The sequence below is a fragment of the Vibrio sp. Y10_XG_PY6 genome (assembly GCF_024181795.1).
Lineage (GTDB): Bacteria > Pseudomonadota > Gammaproteobacteria > Enterobacterales > Vibrionaceae > Vibrio > Vibrio diabolicus.
This window is the reverse complement of sequence record NZ_JAMZAQ010000001.1, coordinates 883,971-901,288: the sequence shown is the minus strand read 5'-3', so window position 1 is coordinate 901,288 and position 17,318 is coordinate 883,971. Positions and strand designations below refer to the sequence as shown.

Below are 17,318 nucleotides of genomic sequence, written 5' to 3'. Positions count from 1 at the left end.
CCCTTTTCAATATCATTTCTGCTGAGTGTCCGTTACGCTTCGTCGCGACGGCGCTCGTTACACAGCTTAATGGCACGCTCAAGCAATTCTAGCGCGGATTGCTCACATTCAGGCAGAGCCGCATCACTTTCACCAATTGGCGTTACGCGGTCACCCCATTTCAATACTGCCGCACCCCATGTCAAACCTGCACCAAACGCAGCAAGAAGCATGTTATCACCTGGGTTAACTCGGCCTTGCTCTACCGCTTCACATAATGCAATTGGCACCGTCGCTGCAGAAGTATTACCGTAGTTTTGGATGTTCACAAACGCTTTGTCGTGTGGGATCCCAGATAGGTCACATAGGGTTTGAATAATACGAATATTCGCTTGATGGGGAATAACAACGTCGATTTGGTCGGTAGTTAACTGTGATGCTTTAAGCACGGTTTTCGCAGCTAGCCCCATGCCTTTTACCGCACGTTTGAAAATTTCTTGTCCTACGAAGTTGAAATCCCAGTAACCGTTGTCTTCCGCAAAACGGTCCATACAAGTACCAAACTTTGGCACGGATAGAATATCGCGACCTTTAGCGTCACAACCAATTTGAGATTGCAATAGACCCGTTTCTTTTTCTGTTCTTGATAACACAACGGCGCCCGCGCCATCACCAAATAGAACTGCGGTATCTCGCATGGCCCAATCGATGTAGAAAGACAATCTTTCCGCGCCAATAATGATTGCGTTGCGATAGTTACCTGATTGAATCAAACGTGTGCCCGTTTCAAGGCCGTAGACAAATCCCGTACATGCGGCATTTAAATCAAAGGCCGCCGCAGAACGAATGCCCAAGTTCTGCTGTATTTTAGATGCGATGTTTGGAATAAGTGAATCCGGAGAACAAGTCGCCACAATGATTAAATCAACGCCGCTTGCGTCAACGCCCGCGCGCGCCAAAGCGTGTTTGGCAGCAACGGTTGCCATGTCTGAAGTATTTACATGGCTAATACGGCGGTTTTCGATACCGGTGCGGGTACGAATCCACTCATCTGAAGTATCAAGGAAAGTGCTAAGATCATCGTTAGAGAGCACGGCAGGAGGAACACATTTCCCCCAACCTGTAATTTCAGCGTAGTAATTTGTCATCGCAGACCTATTTATTGTTGTATTTTAATAAAATTTCTTAGAACCTTAGGCTCAAATACAAACCTGCTCTGCGTTATTTCGGCAGGTTAAAAAATAAGTATACAAATAATGAGGCTGACTGGTAAGTCATGTTTTCATCAATACGTAATAAAGGAAGAAGTCATGTCATCGTTTAAAACTCGCTGCCCTTCATGCGGCGGTCTGAATCGTGTCCCCAATGAGCGTGTTGCAGAGTCTGCAACTTGCGGTAAATGTAAAAGTGCACTTTTTGATGGCGCGCCTGTCGAAGGAACGCAAGATAACTTTTCTGCTCTATTACAAAGTGATACGCCTGTTGTCGTCGACTTTTGGGCCCCTTGGTGTAATCCGTGCGTCGGTTTTGCCCCTGTTTTCTCGGATGTCGCTCATGAACAAGCAGGAACGGCTCGTTTTGTAAAGATTGATACAGAAGCACAACAAGCGCTCGCTGCACAATTTGGCATTCGAAGCATTCCTACCATCATGGTTTTCAAGAACGGTCAACGTGTTGATATGATCAATGGTGCGCTACCGAAAAGTCAGTTTGATCAATGGTTAAATCAAGCACTTAATAAGTAATTCTCCACGCCAATCTTACTGGTAGGTTGGCGTTTTTATGCAACTTATCGACCTATCTATTTAACAAATATTATTTGTCGAAACGACTTAAATTAATCATTTTACTTGCCTAACTATTAGCCTCATATTCGCGCCGAATAACCCATAGATTTCATTTAACTTATAGGCGCAAAACAGTGGAAAACACAGTCGTTCCTGCAGCATCACCACGAGTTACAGTTCCAGTCGTCGCACTGTCTCTTTATGCGGTGGCTTCGGGCTATTTAATGAGCTTGATCCCTCTCATGCTCGGTGAATACAACATCTCAGCAGATTATGCGAGTTGGTTGGCGAGTGTTTTTTATGGCGGCTTATTGGTCGGCGCGATGTTTATTGAACGTGTCGTGCGTCAAGTGGGTCACCGTAAAGCGTTTATTGGCTGCTTAGCGGCATTCTCGCTAACGATTGTCACGCTACCCGTTTTTGCTAATGGGTTAGTGTGGCTTGCTGCTCGTTTTATCGCAGGTATTGCCGTTGCGGGCGTTTTTGTCATTGTTGAATCTTGGCTAATGTCTGGCGACGAAGCATCACGTGCAAAACGTTTGAGCTTGTACATGCTATCGCTTTATGGCGGTTCTGCATTAGGCCAATTTGGCATTGGTGTACTTGGCGTAAGTGGCGGTGTTCCGTTCATTGCAATCACAACTCTGATCCTAATGGCGATGTTGGTGCTGATGTTTATTGAGTGTGAACAACCAAACAGCCATGAATCAACCGCTTTGTCATTTAAGCAAATCGCCAAGCTAAACCATGCTGCAATTATTGGTTGTGTTGTATCAGGTTTGACCTTAGGCGCGATATACGGATTAATGCCTGTTGAGCTCACTAACCGTAAAATCAACCATCAAGACATTGGTACATTGATGGCACTAGTGATCCTAGGTGGCATGTTGGTTCAACCAATGGTGACCACATTGAACAAATACATGAGCCGCACAGTGCTAATGGCGTTCTTCTGTATTTTGGGTATTTTTTCGATCGGTTTGACCTTTATTTCATCGTCAGCCGTGGTATTAGCTGCTGCTTTATTCTTTTTAGGTGCAGCTACTTTTGCCTTGTACCCAATTGCGATCAACTTAGGTTGTGAAGGACTTGATGAGCGCTTTATTGTCTCTGCCACACAAGTCATGCTGTTCAGCTACAGCATTGGCTCTGTTGCTGGCCCGGTTGTGGCTGATAAATTTATGGGCCAAGAACATGGCTTACTAGGCTACTTGTTTGCCGCTTTGGTTGCGACTGGCGTATACATGCTACTTGCAGCGAGCAAAACTAAGCAGCGTATGGCCGCTGGCCTCTAACCACGCAACTTCTACTCAACGAAAACGAGGGCATGTCGCCCTCGTTTTTATTCTTCGCTTTTTTGTTTAGATAAACGTTTGTGACGGTTTGACGCGTTCGCTGCAGGTTTTTCCGGTACTGTGCGCTTTTCATGAAGTAAATGACGAACCGCCAAGATGGGATGTTTCAGTAGCATTCTGGGGCCAGAGTAACGCATCACCAAACGCATTTGCTCTTTCGGGTCCGGTTTATAACAGTGAATCGGACACTTGTTACACGTAGGTTTATTCTCTCCATAAGGACAGCGGTCAAGACGAACTTCTGCGTATTCAAGCAGCTCACGACATTCTGAGCACAAGTCACTTTTTGTTCCATGGTGATCGTGACAGTAAACCTCTACCATGGCTTTTACCGTCTTAAATTCAGTGGCGAGCTTGCCAAGTAAAATATCGCTCATGATCTTCCAAAAATCACAACGTCATTGTGTAAAGTTCTAACGTTCGACCATTATCGTATTGCTGCTCAACTCGTTCAAACTCAAAGCCCAGTTTTTTGAGCAAACTTATACTACGAATATTGTCATTGTTGGTGATGGCAGCCAACTTATCGAGTTTCATTCTCTCTCGAGCATATTCCAGCACCGCGGTTGCCGACTCGACTCCGTAGCCGCAACCATAAGCAGAAGGTAAAAAACCATACCCAAGATCGTAGTGTTGCAATGTGTCACGTTTAACTAGCCCACAAATACCGATCGGTTGTCCATCGTCTTTTTTCTCTACTACGAGTAAACTCACACCTTTAACTTTTTGCATGCGTAGCATGTTTTCTTTTATATAACGCGCCGCTTCATATTCAGTACGAATTTGTTTATCTCCGACAAAACGGTAAAAGTCTGGGTGGTTATAAAGTTCTAATATGAATGGTGCATCATCTACACTCACAAGACGTAATATCAAACGTTCAGTGATCAGTGTTTTCATTTTGACTCCATTAAAACGCGAGAGATGATTGGACATAGAAACGTACTTGAATCTTGCGACCGACGTAAGGGCTTATTTAGTTGTAACTTGATAAAAAAATAACTATCCTGCCCCGCTAAATTAAAGGACCACCACCATGAACCGCAAGAAGAAAATCAATCAGATCTTAAAAGCAAAGCAGAAGAAGCATAACGCTAAGCTACATAAGAGCAATAAGCCGCGTTATATCTCCAAAGCTGAACGTGCAAAAATGGAAGCTGAAGAGCAAAACCAAGCTTCGGAAAGCACGGAAAATGTTGTAGGCACAGTGCCGACAGATCAAGCTTAAAAGAAAAGCCGCTTTATGCGGCTTTTTTGTTTGTTGTACGGAGAGAATTGACTTTAATATTCAACACTGTAGTTCAGTGTGAATGTGCGACCTCTTCCTTTGTAGTCGTAAGCTGCTGCATCGTAGTGTGCCGCATAAAGAATCTGCGCACGTTGACCCCAAGCGGTTGTGTAGTCTTCGTCAAATAGGTTTTGAATACCAAAGCCTAACTGCCCAACAGGTAGTGTTACATTACCCAGAAGATCAAACGTGGTGTAGCCCTCCAACTTATTGTTGGCGTCATCTTCGTAATCAAACATCGTCTGACTTTGTAGACGAATCGAGTACGAATCTTGGTAGTATGCAGCCCATGCATTAGCCTTAGACGTACTGGCTTTACCTGCGCTCAAATCTTCCCATTTACCATCGGTTTTCAGCTCAGAAACTACGTAGTGTCCTGATGCCCCTAACAGGATATCGCGAGTCACCCAGTAATTGATGTTTGCTTCTGCACCGTAAACACGCTGCTCGTCGTCAACATTCGTAATCAACAACGTTTTTCTATCATACTTGATGGAGTTGTCTGAAAGCGAGTAATAGCCTGCCGCCTGAAGCGCAAGAGAGTTGGTATCAAGACGGTAACCGATCTCATAGCTGTCCGTTTTAATACCTGACATTTTTGAGTCAGACACGTTAATGCTGTTGTTCAACGCATAGTGACCGTTTGCATCTACAGCATCATAGCTGCCTTGACCATAGTACTTCGCAGGATCAGCAAGTTCGAAACCTTGGGAGAAATTTGCCCAAAGTTGAGATTCATCATTAAGCTGATAAATGGTGCCCAAATTAAACAGACTTACAGAATAGTCGGTGCTGCCACCTGGTACCGCATCCGCTGATACGCCCTTACCCGAGGCAATCTTCTTTTGTACGCTATAGGCAACAAAGTCATCAATCTTGTTGTCCATGTATTGATAGCGGTAGCCTGCTTGAACGGACCATTCTTGATTAATTTGATAGTCACCTTGAACAAACATTGCGTAAGACGTTACATCTACACCTGGGTAACGACCAACTTCGGCGTACGTTTTATTAATCAAGTTTCCAGAGTTGTTTGCAATGCTTGGATCGAACAGAGCTTGATTGCTCTCAAAACGGTCTAAATACGTATCAACACCATAAACAAGGTTGAATGATTCCCAGTTTTTTGCCAGTGCCAAACGTCCAGCAAAAACCTCTGTCTTTTGCTGAGAAGCACCTTGGTAATAAGGAGTAAACGTTTGGTCTTCACTTCGGTAAGACAACTCGCCAATCAGTTGATGGCCGAATACGCTGTCGTGAGCGTAGTTCGCACTTAAGAGAACTCGCTCTGTACCGTGTTCACGATCGGAATCGAATCCCTCTCGTACATCAACAAATTTATTGTTAACAATGTACAAGCCGTATGGCGAATCTTGCTGGCTGTCATAGTATTGTGCGACAAGGTTTAACTTGCTGGCATCGGAGATTTGAATCTCTGTCGATCCCATCACATCAAGCGTCGAGTTGTATTGCAGAGAACCTTGGGAAATATCTGGGGTGACAATGTCGCCATTTGCGTCAAATGCACCTTGTGTCTCGGTGTACACAACCGAACCCCTAGCGGCAACTCGATCGTTACCACCGGAAATAGACTGGGCTAATTTGTAATCAAAATCGTCGCTACTGTTAAAACCTGTAGTGCCACTCACGTACGATTCAAATGACAATGCATCCGAATACGCTTTCTTGGTGATAATGTTGATAACACCACCTGTAGCGCCAGCCCCATAAATGGAGGTTGCACCAGATAGTACTTCAATTCGCTCGATGTTGAATGGGTCAATTGCATCAAGCTGACGACTAATTGGGCGAGAAGACTGCAGTGAGACACCATCAATCATCACCAACATCGCTCTGCCACGCAGGTTCTGGCCGTAGTTAGTTCGACCACCCGTACCAACGTCTAGAGAAGGGATGGTTGCAGAAAGAATGTCACCAAGTGTCTTGCCCGCGCGATATTGCTGAGCAATTTCCTCTTGCCCTACAAACCAAACCGTTCCTGGAATATCAGAGATCGATTTCGGCATCACACTGCCCACGACCACCATTTGTTCATCACTTGGTGTTGATGTTTGTTGAAGTTCTTCCGCAGCTATTGAGCTAACTGCGTATCCACTGCTCATCGCAAGTACGATGAGATTAAGAGAAAACGTCCTTTTTATCATTGTATTTATCTTTTTGTTGTCAACAAGAGCATGCAATGATACTTATTCTCACTCTCAAATCGAGCACTGTTACATAAGTTAACCAAATGTTAATTAGGATTGTGCTTGCTCATAAGTTGTCGATTTTTTTCTAAACGAGGACAATCTTCACAAAGCTTTCTGCCTTCACACTTATAGACTAAACAACAGCTTTTTCTGACCAATTTTAGCGGCTGATCCAGTGACGTCTCATAAAGTGAATGACTACTGTTGGCATCTAAACCCAATGCCTGTAACCACAATATGGCATGCTCACGCAATGTCGTGTTGGTCATTTGCGGAAAACGCTGTTGAAGACGAATCAAACAAGCCATGATCCCATCCGACATCAATTGATGAGTGAAACCTGGGCGAATGCGCGTCCATTGACTCATTTCTTGTTGGTAGAAATCGAACAACTCTCGAATTTGACGTCCGGCCTCTTTTATTAATTCTTCTGGCTTACCATGTATATGTGTTTCGTCAGCGAATCGATATCCAGACACAAAACAAGGCTTGAGGTGCTGCGCCATCTCACGAATGTTTGGCAACGTGTGGAAACCGTAAATAGAAATGAACGCAACATAAACAGGCTGCCAACACAACAAATCCCACGTTCTCGTCAACCAATACGCTTTTCCCGCTTCCGGATGAGCCTCAGACAACTGTTGGTAAAGGCCTTGAATGATCGGATTGATATCATTTTCGATATGAATAACTTCTTGCCCTATTTCGCCAATATCACCGTGAAGGTAAGGCGTAATCTCACTCGAAGTTTGAAATAGTTGCGGGAAAAATTGCTCAGACATGATGGTTTATTGTTGGTGTAGTCATTCTGACACCTTTATACCCAAGCACTAATCGCAATGCAAACTATTATCTTTTGTGTTCACATAACAAGAACCTATTCTCATCTGTGGTCTCTGTCTCTATTTTCAAGCTCTTTGCGCCCGTAAGGTCTGGTTACGTATGCGATGAATAGCAACAAACTCTTAAACCTCTTCGCATTTAGCGCTGACATGATCGCAAAAATACACAGCATAAAAACACCCTGATAAAACTGTGTTAACAGTTTCCCTGTGTAGCGTGAGTTATTGCCAATAATTGAATATTGCTGTTTCTTATCCAAAGGAGTGTGAACAACATGAAGTATTTTCTTTCTGAATATCGGGACAATGTAATTAAGTAATTTGGCTATATAGCCCCCTGTTTTGAATAAGGAAATCCACATGTTGTATCTTGAGTTTCTATTTTTGCTCGTGATGCTGTATATCGGCTCACGTTATGGTGGTATAGGCCTTGGGGTCGTATCTGGTATTGGTTTGGTGATTGAAGTCTTCATCTTTAAGATGCCGCCAACCTCCCCTCCTGTCACCGTTATGTTGATCATCTTAGCAGTGGTAACATGTGCATCCATTCTTGAAGCGGCTGGTGGTTTGAAATACATGCTGCAAGTTGCCGAACGTGTGCTTCGTAAGAACCCAAAACGCGTCACCCTGATCGCTCCTTTTGTTACTTACTTTATGACCTTCTTGCTCGGCACAGGTCACGCGGTTTACTCCATCATGCCAATCATTGGCGACGTTGCACTGAAAAACGGCATTCGTCCGGAACGTCCAATGGCAGCCGCTTCCGTCGCTTCGCAAATCGCGATTACGGCCTCTCCAATTTCAGCGGCAGTTGTTTACTACTTGGCACAACTCTCTGATATTCAGCACGAGATCACTCTGCTTTCTATTTTGCTCGTTACTGTTCCAGCGACGCTATTCGGTACGTTGCTGATGTCACTTTACAGCCTAAAACGCGGTAAAGAACTGGAAGACGATGAAGAATACCAAGAGCGTTTAAAAGATCCGGTGTGGCGTGAAAAGATCCTCAACACCACTGCAACGTCTCTTGATGAAGTGCTACCAACAAGTGCTCGTAACTCTGTGTTGCTGTTCATCGCGTCTATCTTGGTTATCGTCGTTATCGCGATGTGGCCGGACATTCGTACCATCGTGGATGGCGCGAAACCAATCAGCATGGCCGTTGTGATTCAAATGATGATGCTCTGCTTCGGCGGTATCATTTTGCTTGCAACCAAAACTGACCCACGTGACGTACCAAACGGCGTAGTATTCAAATCAGGTATGGTGGCTGCCATTGCTATCTTCGGTATCGCCTGGATGTCAGATACTTACTTCCAATACGCAATGCCTCAGTTCAAATCTGGCATCGTTGAGATGGTAACCAACTACCCTTGGACGTTCGCGCTTGCGTTGTTCATTGTATCGGTTGTGGTGAACTCTCAAGCAGCAACGGCTCGTATGATGCTACCTGTTGGTCTTGGCTTGGGTCTGGATCCGGCACTGCTTATCGGCCTAATGCCTGCGGTATACGGTTACTTCTTTATTCCGAACTACCCTTCAGATATCGCGACAGTGAACTTCGATACGTCAGGTACCACTAAGATTGGTAAGTGGTACTTCAACCACTCATTTATGTCGGTAGGTTTGATTGGTGTGATTGGTGCTTGCTGTCTGGGCTACTTGTTAGGACAAATGATCATTCCTTCATAATTAGCCAAATCAACAATAAATTAGAGGCGAGTCATTGTACGTTAGCGTACAGCCTGAATGACTCGCCTTTTCTTTGTCACGTTAGTGATTACAGTAAGAAGTCATCATCAATCGCGACAAAGTTATCTGCACAATCAATCAGAGTTTGGGATGTTAGCTTAGGCACACCATAAACGGTCACCGTTTTATTGAAGCGCTGCTGAATTCGTTCCACCAGAAGACTAAAGTCCCCATCTCCAGAAACGAGAATCACTTCCTCAACTTCGGGAGCAATTTCAATCGCATCAAGAGTAATACCGACATCCCAGTCGCCTTTCGAGCTGCCGTCACGACGCTGAATATAGGGTTTAAGCATTACCTCAAACCCAACACCGCGTAAAATGTGATGAAACTGACGCTGTTTTGGATCGTTACTCGCGATGGCATAAGCACGAGCACTCACCACCTCTTTCCCTTGCGTCGCAACATACCAAAACTGGTTGTAATCAAAATTACTGCGATACGCTTCGCGACAGGTGTAATACACATTCTGTACATCAACCAAAATGGCGATTTTTTGTTTTCTTTCCGAATTCATCTATTTCTACGCTCAATTTATTTGCTGCCTACCCTATGCCAGTTTTGGAAAAAGCACAATGAGCCAATTCCACTAAACTTAACGTATAAACGGTATTTGGGTTTCTAGGGGAACTGTCATGGGCGGAAAGTTACTAGTGATACTACTTTCTTGTATCTTGTCATCGACAGCATTCGGTTATCCAGCACATTCAAAGTACTGGCCGCATCGGAGTGTGCTTTACTTCGCTCCAGAAAACGATGAATACGTTAAACAGTTCTTACTAGAAACACTCATGAATGAGTGCGAGTTGGAAGACAGAGACGTGGTCACATTAGTCATTACAGAACAAGGCTATACGTCTCCAGCTTGGCTCAAAGAAGAATTTGATTTGAAAATGCTTGCCAAGCTGTATGAAATTGAAAAAGGCTCACATACCGCAATTTTACTGGGTAAAGATGGCCAAGAGAAATACCGATGGGGCGCAGAAACGGATTGGCCTTTTATCAACAACTTGATTGATCAAATGCCAATGCGTAAGCAAGAAATGCAGAGACGTCATAGCCCCTGCAAAATCTAACCATTAGATGAACTTATTTTCTAAACCAGTCTAGTTTGTTGTGCAACTGAGTCACGCAGCCAACGACGATCAATGCTGGACTGATCGCCTTCTCAGCCATTTCAGAAAGTTCGTTCAGTTTTCCTTGGAACACGCGCTGCTCTGGACGCGTACCATTTTCAATAATGGCGCATGACATCTCTGGATCTAATCCATGAGTGATCAGGTTATCCATGATGTGACCGCTTTGCTTCAAACCCATGTAGAACACAAGTGTGTTGTTAGATTGCGCTAACGAATGCCACTCAATTTCGCGACCGTCTTTTTGCACGTGACCTGTAATAAATTGAACGCTTTGCGCGTGGTCGCGATGCGTTAATGGAATACCCGCGTAAGCTGTTGCACCCGCCGCCGCGGTGATCCCTGGCACCACTTCGTATTTGATGCCATATTCTGCAAGCTCTTCTAACTCTTCACCGCCGCGTCCAAAGATGAAAGAATCACCACCTTTTAGGCGCACAACGCGTTTACCTTCTTGTGCTTTTTGTACCAAGATTTGGTTTATTTGATCTTGAGGTACACAGTGAAAATCGAGCTTTTTCCCGACATAGATCATCTCAGCAGATGCGTGAGCCAGTTCAAGAATGTCTTTCGACACCAATCGGTCATACACCACAACTTCAGCCGCTTGAATCGCTTTCAAACCTTTGACTGTCAGCAATTCTGGATCGCCCGGCCCCGCACCTACTAGAGAAACAAAGCCGCTGTTTAAAGATGAGTTCGCAGTAGTCATATCAACGCCTATCGGAAATTTGGATATAAAGAGTAACACTCACGTTATTAACTTAAGGTTCAAACTACTCCAAGGAGTTATTACTTTTTATAGCCAAATCAATACAATATCTATTGAAAGTTAAATGAGTTGAGTAGCCCTACCTACCATAGCTAGGGCCAGATAAAAGCAGTTTATTTTGCGATTGCAGGTTCTGCTTTTACTTCTTCTTCAACTACGTTGATAGAAGGCGCTGTTTTCGCATGAGTTAGATACAGTGGCAGACAAGTCATTACGAGACCACCAACGATGTTACCTAAGATGGTTGGGATAAGATTGAAGTTCAACCAAGTCGCGATACCAAAATCCGCACCTAAGATCATACCCAGTGGGAATAGGAACATGTTTACTACTGTGTGCTCGAATACTAGCGCGAAGAAGATGAAGATTGGGAACCACATCATCGCTACACGACCAGATACTGAACGTGCCGTCATGTTGCCGATCACGCCTAGGCACACCATTAGGTTACAGAAGATAGCGCGAACAAAACACGTGATCCATCCGTCCATGCCCATGTTTTCGAAACCAAGGCTACGGGCAGTCGATACAGCGACAAACTTCTTCGCTACCGCATTCAATTCTAGAGAGAAGTTACCGGTTAGAGAGATAGCCACTAGGTAAGCCACTATTAGAGAACCAATCAGGTTACCCAAACCTACCAATCCCCAGCAACGGAAAATACGACCCCAAGTGATACCCGGACGGTTAGCAAACTTAGCCAAAGGAGCAAGACCAAAAACACCTGTGACAAGGTCGTAACCCATCACACTGAGAATCACAAAGCCCACAGGGAAAACAAGCGCCCCCACAAGGCCAATGCCCGTTTGTACAATCGCGGTAATAGCAACCACCACTGCAAGAGACAGAATAACGCCTGCCATCGTGCCACGAAGTAGAAGATCTCGAGTGCTGGTATTAATTTTCGCTTCACCCACGTTGATCATGGTTTGCACGAATTCAGCAGGTTTAAAGTCTGTAGACATGAATGTGTCCTTATTCAAAATTGAAAGTTAAAAAGTTAAAGATTGAATAGAGAAAGGCTTCCCGTTGACACCCACTGCTGTCGACATCATCTCGCTTCCCTGTTCCCCCAAGATGACGCTTGGAAAGCCTTTGTCTATTGAATCTAAGTACTCAGTGCATTCCCTCCCCTTAAGGAGGAGGGAGTGCGAACCAAGCTTATACAGAAATTTCTACTTCACCGTTGGTTACACGCGTTTTGTACGCTTTCACGTTAAAACGCTCGTCTTCCATACAAGCACCTGTTGTCAGGTTAAAGCGTTGCTTCTTAAGTGGGCTTGCTACCCAAAGTTCGCCTTGGTGCTCACAAATCAAACCGCGAGAAAGCACGTTTGATTGGAAGAACGGGTCTGTGTTGCTGATCGCCAGCACTTCTTCTGCTTGTGTTGGGCGGAATACCGCAACTTGCTGACCATCAACCAGTGCACAAACGCCAGTGCCCGGTACGATGTCGTTGATTTGGCAAATCTTTTCAAATGACATGTTCAACCTTCCCTTATGCTTCAGTGATAGCTACGTGTAGGATGTCGCCTTTCGCTTCAGGATGTTTCTCCGTGAAGGTCGCTGGACGATGCTGTTCGCGCTCTTGAACAAACACGACATTGTCATCGCGCTTGTCAGAGTTGATGAAGTGTGCGAAACGAGTCAGTTGTGATTCGTCATTGATGGTTGCAGTCCACTCACATTCGTACTCGTCTACAAGCTTCGCTACGTCTGCTTCTAGTTGAGCGTTAATGCCAAGTTTGTCTTCAACAATCACTTCGCGTAGGTAGTCAACGCCACCTTCCATGTTTTCCATCCAAACCGATGTACGTTGTAGTGGCGCAGCAGTACGGATGTAGAACATCATGAAGCGGTCGATATACTTGATTAGCGTTTCTTTATCTAGGTCGCTGGCTAGTAGGTCTGCGTGACGAGGTTTCATGCCGCCGTTACCACAAACGTACATGTTCCAACCTGCGTCAGTCGCGATGATACCAAGGTCTTTACCTTGTGCTTCCGCACACTCACGAGTACAGCCAGAAACACCGAACTTCATCTTATGAGGAGTACGGATGCCTTTGTAACGGTTCTCGATGTAAGAACCTAGACCAACAGAGTCTTGAACGCCGTAACGACACCATGTTGAGCCAACACATGTCTTCGCCATACGAAGTGCTTTTGCGTACGCTTGACCTGTTTCGAAACCAGCGTCGATAAGCTTGCGCCAGATCTCTGGAAGATCGTCTTTTTGAGCACCAAACAGACCAATACGTTGAGCACCGGTGACTTTGGTGTACAGGTTGTATTCAGCAGCAACGTTCGCTAGCGCACCCAGTGCTTGAGGCGTTACTTCACCACCCGCCATACGTGGGATCACAGAGTAAGTACCGTCTTTTTGGATGTTACCTAGGAAGTTGTCGTTCGTGTCGTGCAGCTTAACCAGTTGTGGCTTAAGAATGTGCTCGCCCCAGCAAGAAGCTAAGATCGAACCAGCCAATGGTTTACAAACTTCACAGCCGTAACCTTTACCGTATTTCTCTAGAAGCTCATCAAACGTTTTGATCTCTTCAATGCGGATTAAGTGGAACAACTCTTGGCGTGAGTATGCAAAGTGCTCACACACGTCGTTCTTCACTTCGATACCCGATTTAGCAAGCTCAGCATTTAGAACAGAGGTCACTAGAGGAATACAGCCACCACAGCCTGTACCTGCGCCAGTCACTGCTTTGATGTCACCCAATGTGTGGTGACCATCAGCAACCGCTTGAGCGATCTTGCCTTTGGTTACGTCGAAACATGAACAGATCACTGCGCTTTCTGGTAGTGCATCCGCACCGAGTGCTGGTTTCTCAGCACCTGCGTGTGCAGGAAGGATCAACGCATCTGGGTGTTCTGGTAGGTCGATTTCGTTCAACATCAATTGAAGCAGATCGCCGTAGTCAGACGTATCACCCACCAATACCGCACCGAGCAGTTTCTTGTTGTCTTCAGAAACGATAAGACGTTTGTAAACTTCTTGCTCTTCGTTCTGGTAAACGTAACTCTTACAACCTTCAGTGCGACCGTTCGCATCACCGATAGAGCCGACTTTCACACCAAGCAGTTTTAGCTTCGCAGACATATCAGCGCCTTCGAATTTGCTTTCTGTGTTACCTAGTAGGTGATCAACGGCAACCGTCGCCATCTTGTAACCCGGAGCAACAAGACCGTAGAACATGTCGTTCCAAGACGCACACTCACCAATCGCGTAGATGTTCTCATCAGAAGTCTGGCAATGGTCGTTGATGGCAACACCGCCACGAGGGCCAACTTCTAGCTCCATTTGACGAGCCAGTTTGTCTTGTGGGCGAATACCCGCTGAAAATACAATGAAGTCTGTTTCTAACTCAGTGCCGTCAGCAAAACGCATAACGTTGCGAGCATTTTTACCTTCTGCTGCAATCTCTAGCGTATTTTTGCTGGTGTGAACGTTCACGCCCATACGCTCAATTTTTTGACGAAGTTGGTTACCACCAGCAAGGTCAAGTTGCTCAGCCATCAGCTTTGGTGCGAACTCAACAACGTGTGTTTCTACACCCAATGCTTTTAGTGCGCCTGCCGCTTCAAGACCTAGAAGACCACCACCGATAACCACGCCTGATTTGCTGTTTTTCGCACACGCTTCAATCGCTTTTAGATCTTCGATCGTGCGGTAAACAAAACAGTCTTTGCTTTCATGACCTTTGATAGGCGGGACAAATGGGAATGAGCCTGTAGCAAGAATCAGCTTGTCGTATTGAACTTCGCGACCAGTGCTTGAATAAATAATGCGGTTTTCACGGTTAATGTTAATCGCACGTTCACCGATCAGCATGTTAATACCGTGTTTCTCGTAGAAGCCTTCTTTCACTAAAGAAAGTTCATCTGCAGTATGGTGAGAAAAGTAAGAGGAAAGGTGCACACGGTCGTATGCGACACGAGGTTCTTCACAGAAAACGGTAATCTCCATATTAGAGATATCAGCTTTCTCGACTAAGTCTTCAATATAACGGTGCCCTACCATACCGTTACCGATGACTACTAGCTTCAACTTGCTCATTATAATTCCTAAGGGTTAGGTTCTTATCACTGAGCTCATTGTTAATTGTGAAAGAAAATTAATACATGATGTAAATCAATTACAATTTCAAACTACCCTAAAGGGGTAGATGAACGTTTTTATCTTGATATTGAAGAATAAAAGGTAATTTATTAACGGATGTTGGTAGTTTTTACAAAATGAGATAACCGCAGTCATGCTCACAAAGGACTATACAGTTTTGGCTTTTACAGAATGGCAATGATTGTCGAGTTAAACCACGCTAACGATAAACCCTGCTTTGTTTAAAAACAAAGCATTCGTTTTAACCTAGCCGTTTCAAGGCTATTAAAGGTGAACAACTGAAGTGACTGAAAGTTTTAGAAAAATCAAGTCTCACAACAAAAATCTTTTACTAGCTAAGTCGCACTATAAAGACTAGAATCTGATTTAGTTCATATGGAATAAAATCCATATGATTGATACCGTAATTGACATATAGAGTGCCGTCCCATGTTTGTGAGGCGGCCTTTTATTTGGGAGTCATAAAATGTCAGAAAACAATTCTATCTACATTTCAAGCTTAGATATGAACCGAATCACGGCTTTGTTGGATAAAATGCCAAACATCGCGGCGGAGCTTGTTGAGCTAGAAGCAGAGCTAGACCGTGCGACGGTTCTTGAGCCAGAACAAATGCCAGATAATGTGGTCACGATGAACTCAACTGTAGAGTTTAAATTTGCAGGTGAAGATAGAACCATGACAAAGACACTGGTTTACCCATCTGAGCTGAAAAGCAGTGATGATATTTCCATTTTTGCGCCCGTAGGCAGCGCACTGATCGGTTTGTCTGTTGGTCAAAAACTTGAATGGCCAATGCCAAATAATCAAGTGAAGACAATTGAAATTGTCGATATCACCTACCAGCCTGAGCGTTGTGGTGCACTAAACCGCTAACCCTCAGTAGTCCCGGTGCAAAGGCCTCATTTATGACTTTGCACCAGGAGAGCCCCTCGCTTATCCCCTATTTCCCTCTTTGTTTTTCCAAGCATTTACTTTGCTGCTCTTAAGTGACATCACCGATTCTTTATTATTTACCGCATATTCAATACTTATATCTCCAAGCTCAATCATAGAAATTGCAAAGTATTTTTCGTATATTGTCGCTCCGAAAACGACGTAAATTATACGCAAAATGGAAGAATATCTAACTCGAATTGCCTGCTTAGAAAAAGAAAATGAAGAGCTGAAGCGGAAGAATGCGCGACTACAAGAAAAGTTGAATGCTGCACTCGACAGTAATGGACTGTGTTTGTGGGAGCAGCATATTCCTTCAGGTACTTTGACGATATTCAATATGCAGTGGGGCAAAATGCTAGGTTATCAGCCCCATGAGTTAACCGCGACGGTTGAAACGTGGAAAAACAATCTCCACCCTGAAGATTATGATCTTGCGGTGGGTGCATTTGAAGATCACCTAGCTGGCAAAACCGACCTTTATGAGGTAGTTCATCGCATGATTCATAAAGACGGCAGTGATAGTTGGGTCTACGATCGAGGGCGCATCGTCGAGTATGGTTCTGATGGCGAACCACTACGCATGATGGGCACTCATATCGATATTACAAAAGAAAAGCGATATGAGCAGCAACTGGCTAATTTAGCTTCGAGTGATCCATTGACCGGATTGTTAAATAGAAAAGCAATTGAGGAAAACTTTAATCATCAACCTCAAACCAAGCCGTCTCAGCAGTCTGCCTTAGTGTTTGTTGATATAGATAATTTTAAAGCAGTTAACGACCAGCTAGGCCATCATACTGGTGATACTCTCCTCATTAATATCGCCAATAGCTTAACAGAGCTTGCGCCAAGCAAGTCTCAAGTCGGACGCATAGGAGGAGATGAGTTTGTCGTTTTAAGCTCTTATTCAAATCAAGAAGAAATATCTCAACTTTGTGATCGACTCTTAAGTTCCATCATTCCTGCGATAAATCAGGACTTAAATAAAGTAACGATTGGAATGAGCATCGGTGTTTGTCTATTTGATAAAGGAAAACAACAGTTTAATGAAGTTTATCAAAAAGCCGATCATGCAATGTATGAGATAAAGAAAAATGGCAAAAATGGCGTTGCCTATATCCAGATATAATAAGT

General features: G+C 44.4%; 17 protein-coding genes. 7 read left to right on the top strand and 10 right to left on the bottom strand.

Annotation, left to right across the window (positions count from 1 at the left end; all coding sequences use genetic code 11):
* Positions 1-32: 32 nt before the first annotated feature.
* Positions 33-1,127, bottom strand: coding sequence for a ketoacyl-ACP synthase III (locus NL644_RS04015; protein ID WP_253658025.1), 1,095 nt, complete (start codon positions 1,125-1,127; stop codon positions 33-35).
* A gap of 162 nt (positions 1,128-1,289) precedes the next feature.
* On the opposite strand from NL644_RS04015, the gene trxC reads away from it, so the two are divergent.
* Both trxC and NL644_RS04005 read left to right on the top strand, forming a co-directional pair.
* Positions 1,290-1,724, top strand: a complete 435-nt coding sequence (trxC, locus tag NL644_RS04010) for a thioredoxin TrxC (protein ID WP_253658024.1) — start codon at positions 1,290-1,292, stop codon at positions 1,722-1,724.
* A gap of 176 nt (positions 1,725-1,900) precedes the next feature.
* Positions 1,901-3,061, top strand: coding sequence for an MFS transporter (locus NL644_RS04005; protein ID WP_012842235.1), 1,161 nt, complete (start codon positions 1,901-1,903; stop codon positions 3,059-3,061).
* Between the two features lie 47 nt (positions 3,062-3,108).
* Here the strand turns inward: NL644_RS04005 and NL644_RS04000 are convergent, their stop codons facing one another.
* Both NL644_RS04000 and NL644_RS03995 read right to left on the bottom strand, forming a co-directional pair.
* Complete coding sequence (locus tag NL644_RS04000; RefSeq protein WP_182036267.1) at positions 3,109-3,498, bottom strand: nitrous oxide-stimulated promoter family protein; 390 nt, start codon at positions 3,496-3,498, stop codon at positions 3,109-3,111.
* A gap of 13 nt (positions 3,499-3,511) precedes the next feature.
* On the bottom strand, positions 3,512-4,021 hold the full coding sequence (locus NL644_RS03995) for a GNAT family N-acetyltransferase (protein WP_253658023.1): 510 nt from the start codon (positions 4,019-4,021) through the stop codon (positions 3,512-3,514).
* 136 nt (positions 4,022-4,157) lie between these two features.
* Here NL644_RS03995 and NL644_RS03990 point away from each other — a divergent pair, with 136 nt between their 5' ends.
* Positions 4,158-4,349: a DUF2986 domain-containing protein gene (locus NL644_RS03990; protein ID WP_226420728.1), complete on the top strand. Its 192-nt coding sequence runs from the start codon at positions 4,158-4,160 to the stop codon at positions 4,347-4,349.
* Positions 4,350-4,402: 53 nt separating this feature from the next.
* Here NL644_RS03990 and NL644_RS03985 read toward each other — a convergent pair whose 3' ends face one another.
* Both NL644_RS03985 and NL644_RS03980 read right to left on the bottom strand, forming a co-directional pair.
* The gene (locus tag NL644_RS03985; RefSeq protein ID WP_253658022.1) at positions 4,403-6,574 is read right to left on the bottom strand and encodes a TonB-dependent receptor; all 2,172 of its coding nucleotides are present in this window, start codon (positions 6,572-6,574) and stop codon (positions 4,403-4,405) included.
* A gap of 89 nt (positions 6,575-6,663) precedes the next feature.
* Positions 6,664-7,401 carry a siderophore ferric iron reductase gene (locus NL644_RS03980; protein ID WP_203347404.1) on the bottom strand — a complete coding sequence of 246 codons (738 nt, stop codon included), beginning with the start codon at positions 7,399-7,401 and terminating at the stop codon, positions 6,664-6,666.
* A 420-nt stretch (positions 7,402-7,821) separates the two neighbouring features.
* On the opposite strand from NL644_RS03980, the gene NL644_RS03975 reads away from it, so the two are divergent.
* On the top strand, positions 7,822-9,153 hold the full coding sequence (locus tag NL644_RS03975; RefSeq protein ID WP_005394592.1) for an anaerobic C4-dicarboxylate transporter: 1,332 nt from the start codon (positions 7,822-7,824) through the stop codon (positions 9,151-9,153).
* A gap of 88 nt (positions 9,154-9,241) precedes the next feature.
* On the opposite strand, the gene NL644_RS03970 is transcribed toward NL644_RS03975, so the two are convergent.
* Positions 9,242-9,730: an NYN domain-containing protein gene (locus NL644_RS03970; RefSeq protein ID WP_005394594.1), complete on the bottom strand. Its 489-nt coding sequence runs from the start codon at positions 9,728-9,730 to the stop codon at positions 9,242-9,244.
* 118 nt (positions 9,731-9,848) lie between these two features.
* On the opposite strand from NL644_RS03970, the gene NL644_RS03965 reads away from it, so the two are divergent.
* Positions 9,849-10,289 carry a DUF4174 domain-containing protein gene (locus NL644_RS03965; RefSeq protein ID WP_012842228.1) on the top strand — a complete coding sequence of 147 codons (441 nt, stop codon included), beginning with the start codon at positions 9,849-9,851 and terminating at the stop codon, positions 10,287-10,289.
* 13 nt (positions 10,290-10,302) lie between these two features.
* On the opposite strand, the gene cobA is transcribed toward NL644_RS03965, so the two are convergent.
* From cobA to nirB, 4 genes are all read right to left on the bottom strand, one after another.
* A complete protein-coding gene (gene cobA / locus NL644_RS03960) occupies positions 10,303-11,061 on the bottom strand; it encodes a uroporphyrinogen-III C-methyltransferase (protein WP_253658021.1) in 759 nt (252 codons plus the stop codon).
* A gap of 173 nt (positions 11,062-11,234) precedes the next feature.
* Positions 11,235-12,086 (bottom strand): formate/nitrite transporter family protein, encoded by an 852-nt coding sequence (locus tag NL644_RS03955; protein WP_005394601.1) that lies wholly within the window; start codon positions 12,084-12,086, stop codon positions 11,235-11,237.
* A 196-nt stretch (positions 12,087-12,282) separates the two neighbouring features.
* Positions 12,283-12,606 (bottom strand): nitrite reductase small subunit NirD, encoded by a 324-nt coding sequence (nirD, locus tag NL644_RS03950; RefSeq protein ID WP_253658020.1) that lies wholly within the window; start codon positions 12,604-12,606, stop codon positions 12,283-12,285.
* A 13-nt stretch (positions 12,607-12,619) separates the two neighbouring features.
* Complete coding sequence (gene nirB, locus NL644_RS03945) at positions 12,620-15,184, bottom strand: nitrite reductase large subunit NirB (RefSeq protein ID WP_253658019.1); 2,565 nt, start codon at positions 15,182-15,184, stop codon at positions 12,620-12,622.
* Positions 15,185-15,713: 529 nt separating this feature from the next.
* Here nirB and rnk point away from each other — a divergent pair.
* Together rnk and NL644_RS03935 are read left to right on the top strand one after the other, a co-directional pair.
* Positions 15,714-16,121 carry a nucleoside diphosphate kinase regulator gene (rnk, locus tag NL644_RS03940; RefSeq protein WP_005394604.1) on the top strand — a complete coding sequence of 136 codons (408 nt, stop codon included), beginning with the start codon at positions 15,714-15,716 and terminating at the stop codon, positions 16,119-16,121.
* A 238-nt stretch (positions 16,122-16,359) separates the two neighbouring features.
* Positions 16,360-17,313 (top strand): sensor domain-containing diguanylate cyclase, encoded by a 954-nt coding sequence (locus NL644_RS03935; RefSeq protein ID WP_253658018.1) that lies wholly within the window; start codon positions 16,360-16,362, stop codon positions 17,311-17,313.
* Positions 17,314-17,318 lie beyond the last annotated feature (5 nt).

Bases quoted from the DNA above. Each gene is read 5' to 3' on its own strand.
- NL644_RS03955 (WP_005394601.1), bottom strand. From the start codon at position 12,086: ATGTCTACAGACTTTAAACCTGCTGAATTCGTGCAAACCATGATCAAC.
- NL644_RS03990 (WP_226420728.1), top strand. From the start codon at position 4,158: ATGAACCGCAAGAAGAAAATCAATCAGATCTTAAAAGCAAAGCAGAAG.
- cobA (WP_253658021.1), bottom strand. From the start codon at position 11,061: ATGACTACTGCGAACTCATCTTTAAACAGCGGCTTTGTTTCTCTAGTA.
- NL644_RS03975 (WP_005394592.1), top strand. From the start codon at position 7,822: ATGTTGTATCTTGAGTTTCTATTTTTGCTCGTGATGCTGTATATCGGC.
- NL644_RS04015 (WP_253658025.1), bottom strand. From the start codon at position 1,127: ATGACAAATTACTACGCTGAAATTACAGGTTGGGGGAAATGTGTTCCT.
- NL644_RS03970 (WP_005394594.1), bottom strand. From the start codon at position 9,730: ATGAATTCGGAAAGAAAACAAAAAATCGCCATTTTGGTTGATGTACAG.
- NL644_RS04000 (WP_182036267.1), bottom strand. From the start codon at position 3,498: ATGAGCGATATTTTACTTGGCAAGCTCGCCACTGAATTTAAGACGGTA.
- nirB (WP_253658019.1), bottom strand. From the start codon at position 15,184: ATGAGCAAGTTGAAGCTAGTAGTCATCGGTAACGGTATGGTAGGGCAC.
- trxC (WP_253658024.1), top strand. From the start codon at position 1,290: ATGTCATCGTTTAAAACTCGCTGCCCTTCATGCGGCGGTCTGAATCGT.
- NL644_RS03935 (WP_253658018.1), top strand. From the start codon at position 16,360: ATGGAAGAATATCTAACTCGAATTGCCTGCTTAGAAAAAGAAAATGAA.
- NL644_RS03985 (WP_253658022.1), bottom strand. From the start codon at position 6,574: ATGATAAAAAGGACGTTTTCTCTTAATCTCATCGTACTTGCGATGAGC.
- rnk (WP_005394604.1), top strand. From the start codon at position 15,714: ATGTCAGAAAACAATTCTATCTACATTTCAAGCTTAGATATGAACCGA.
- NL644_RS03995 (WP_253658023.1), bottom strand. From the start codon at position 4,021: ATGAAAACACTGATCACTGAACGTTTGATATTACGTCTTGTGAGTGTA.
- NL644_RS03980 (WP_203347404.1), bottom strand. From the start codon at position 7,401: ATGTCTGAGCAATTTTTCCCGCAACTATTTCAAACTTCGAGTGAGATT.
- nirD (WP_253658020.1), bottom strand. From the start codon at position 12,606: ATGTCATTTGAAAAGATTTGCCAAATCAACGACATCGTACCGGGCACT.
- NL644_RS03965 (WP_012842228.1), top strand. From the start codon at position 9,849: ATGGGCGGAAAGTTACTAGTGATACTACTTTCTTGTATCTTGTCATCG.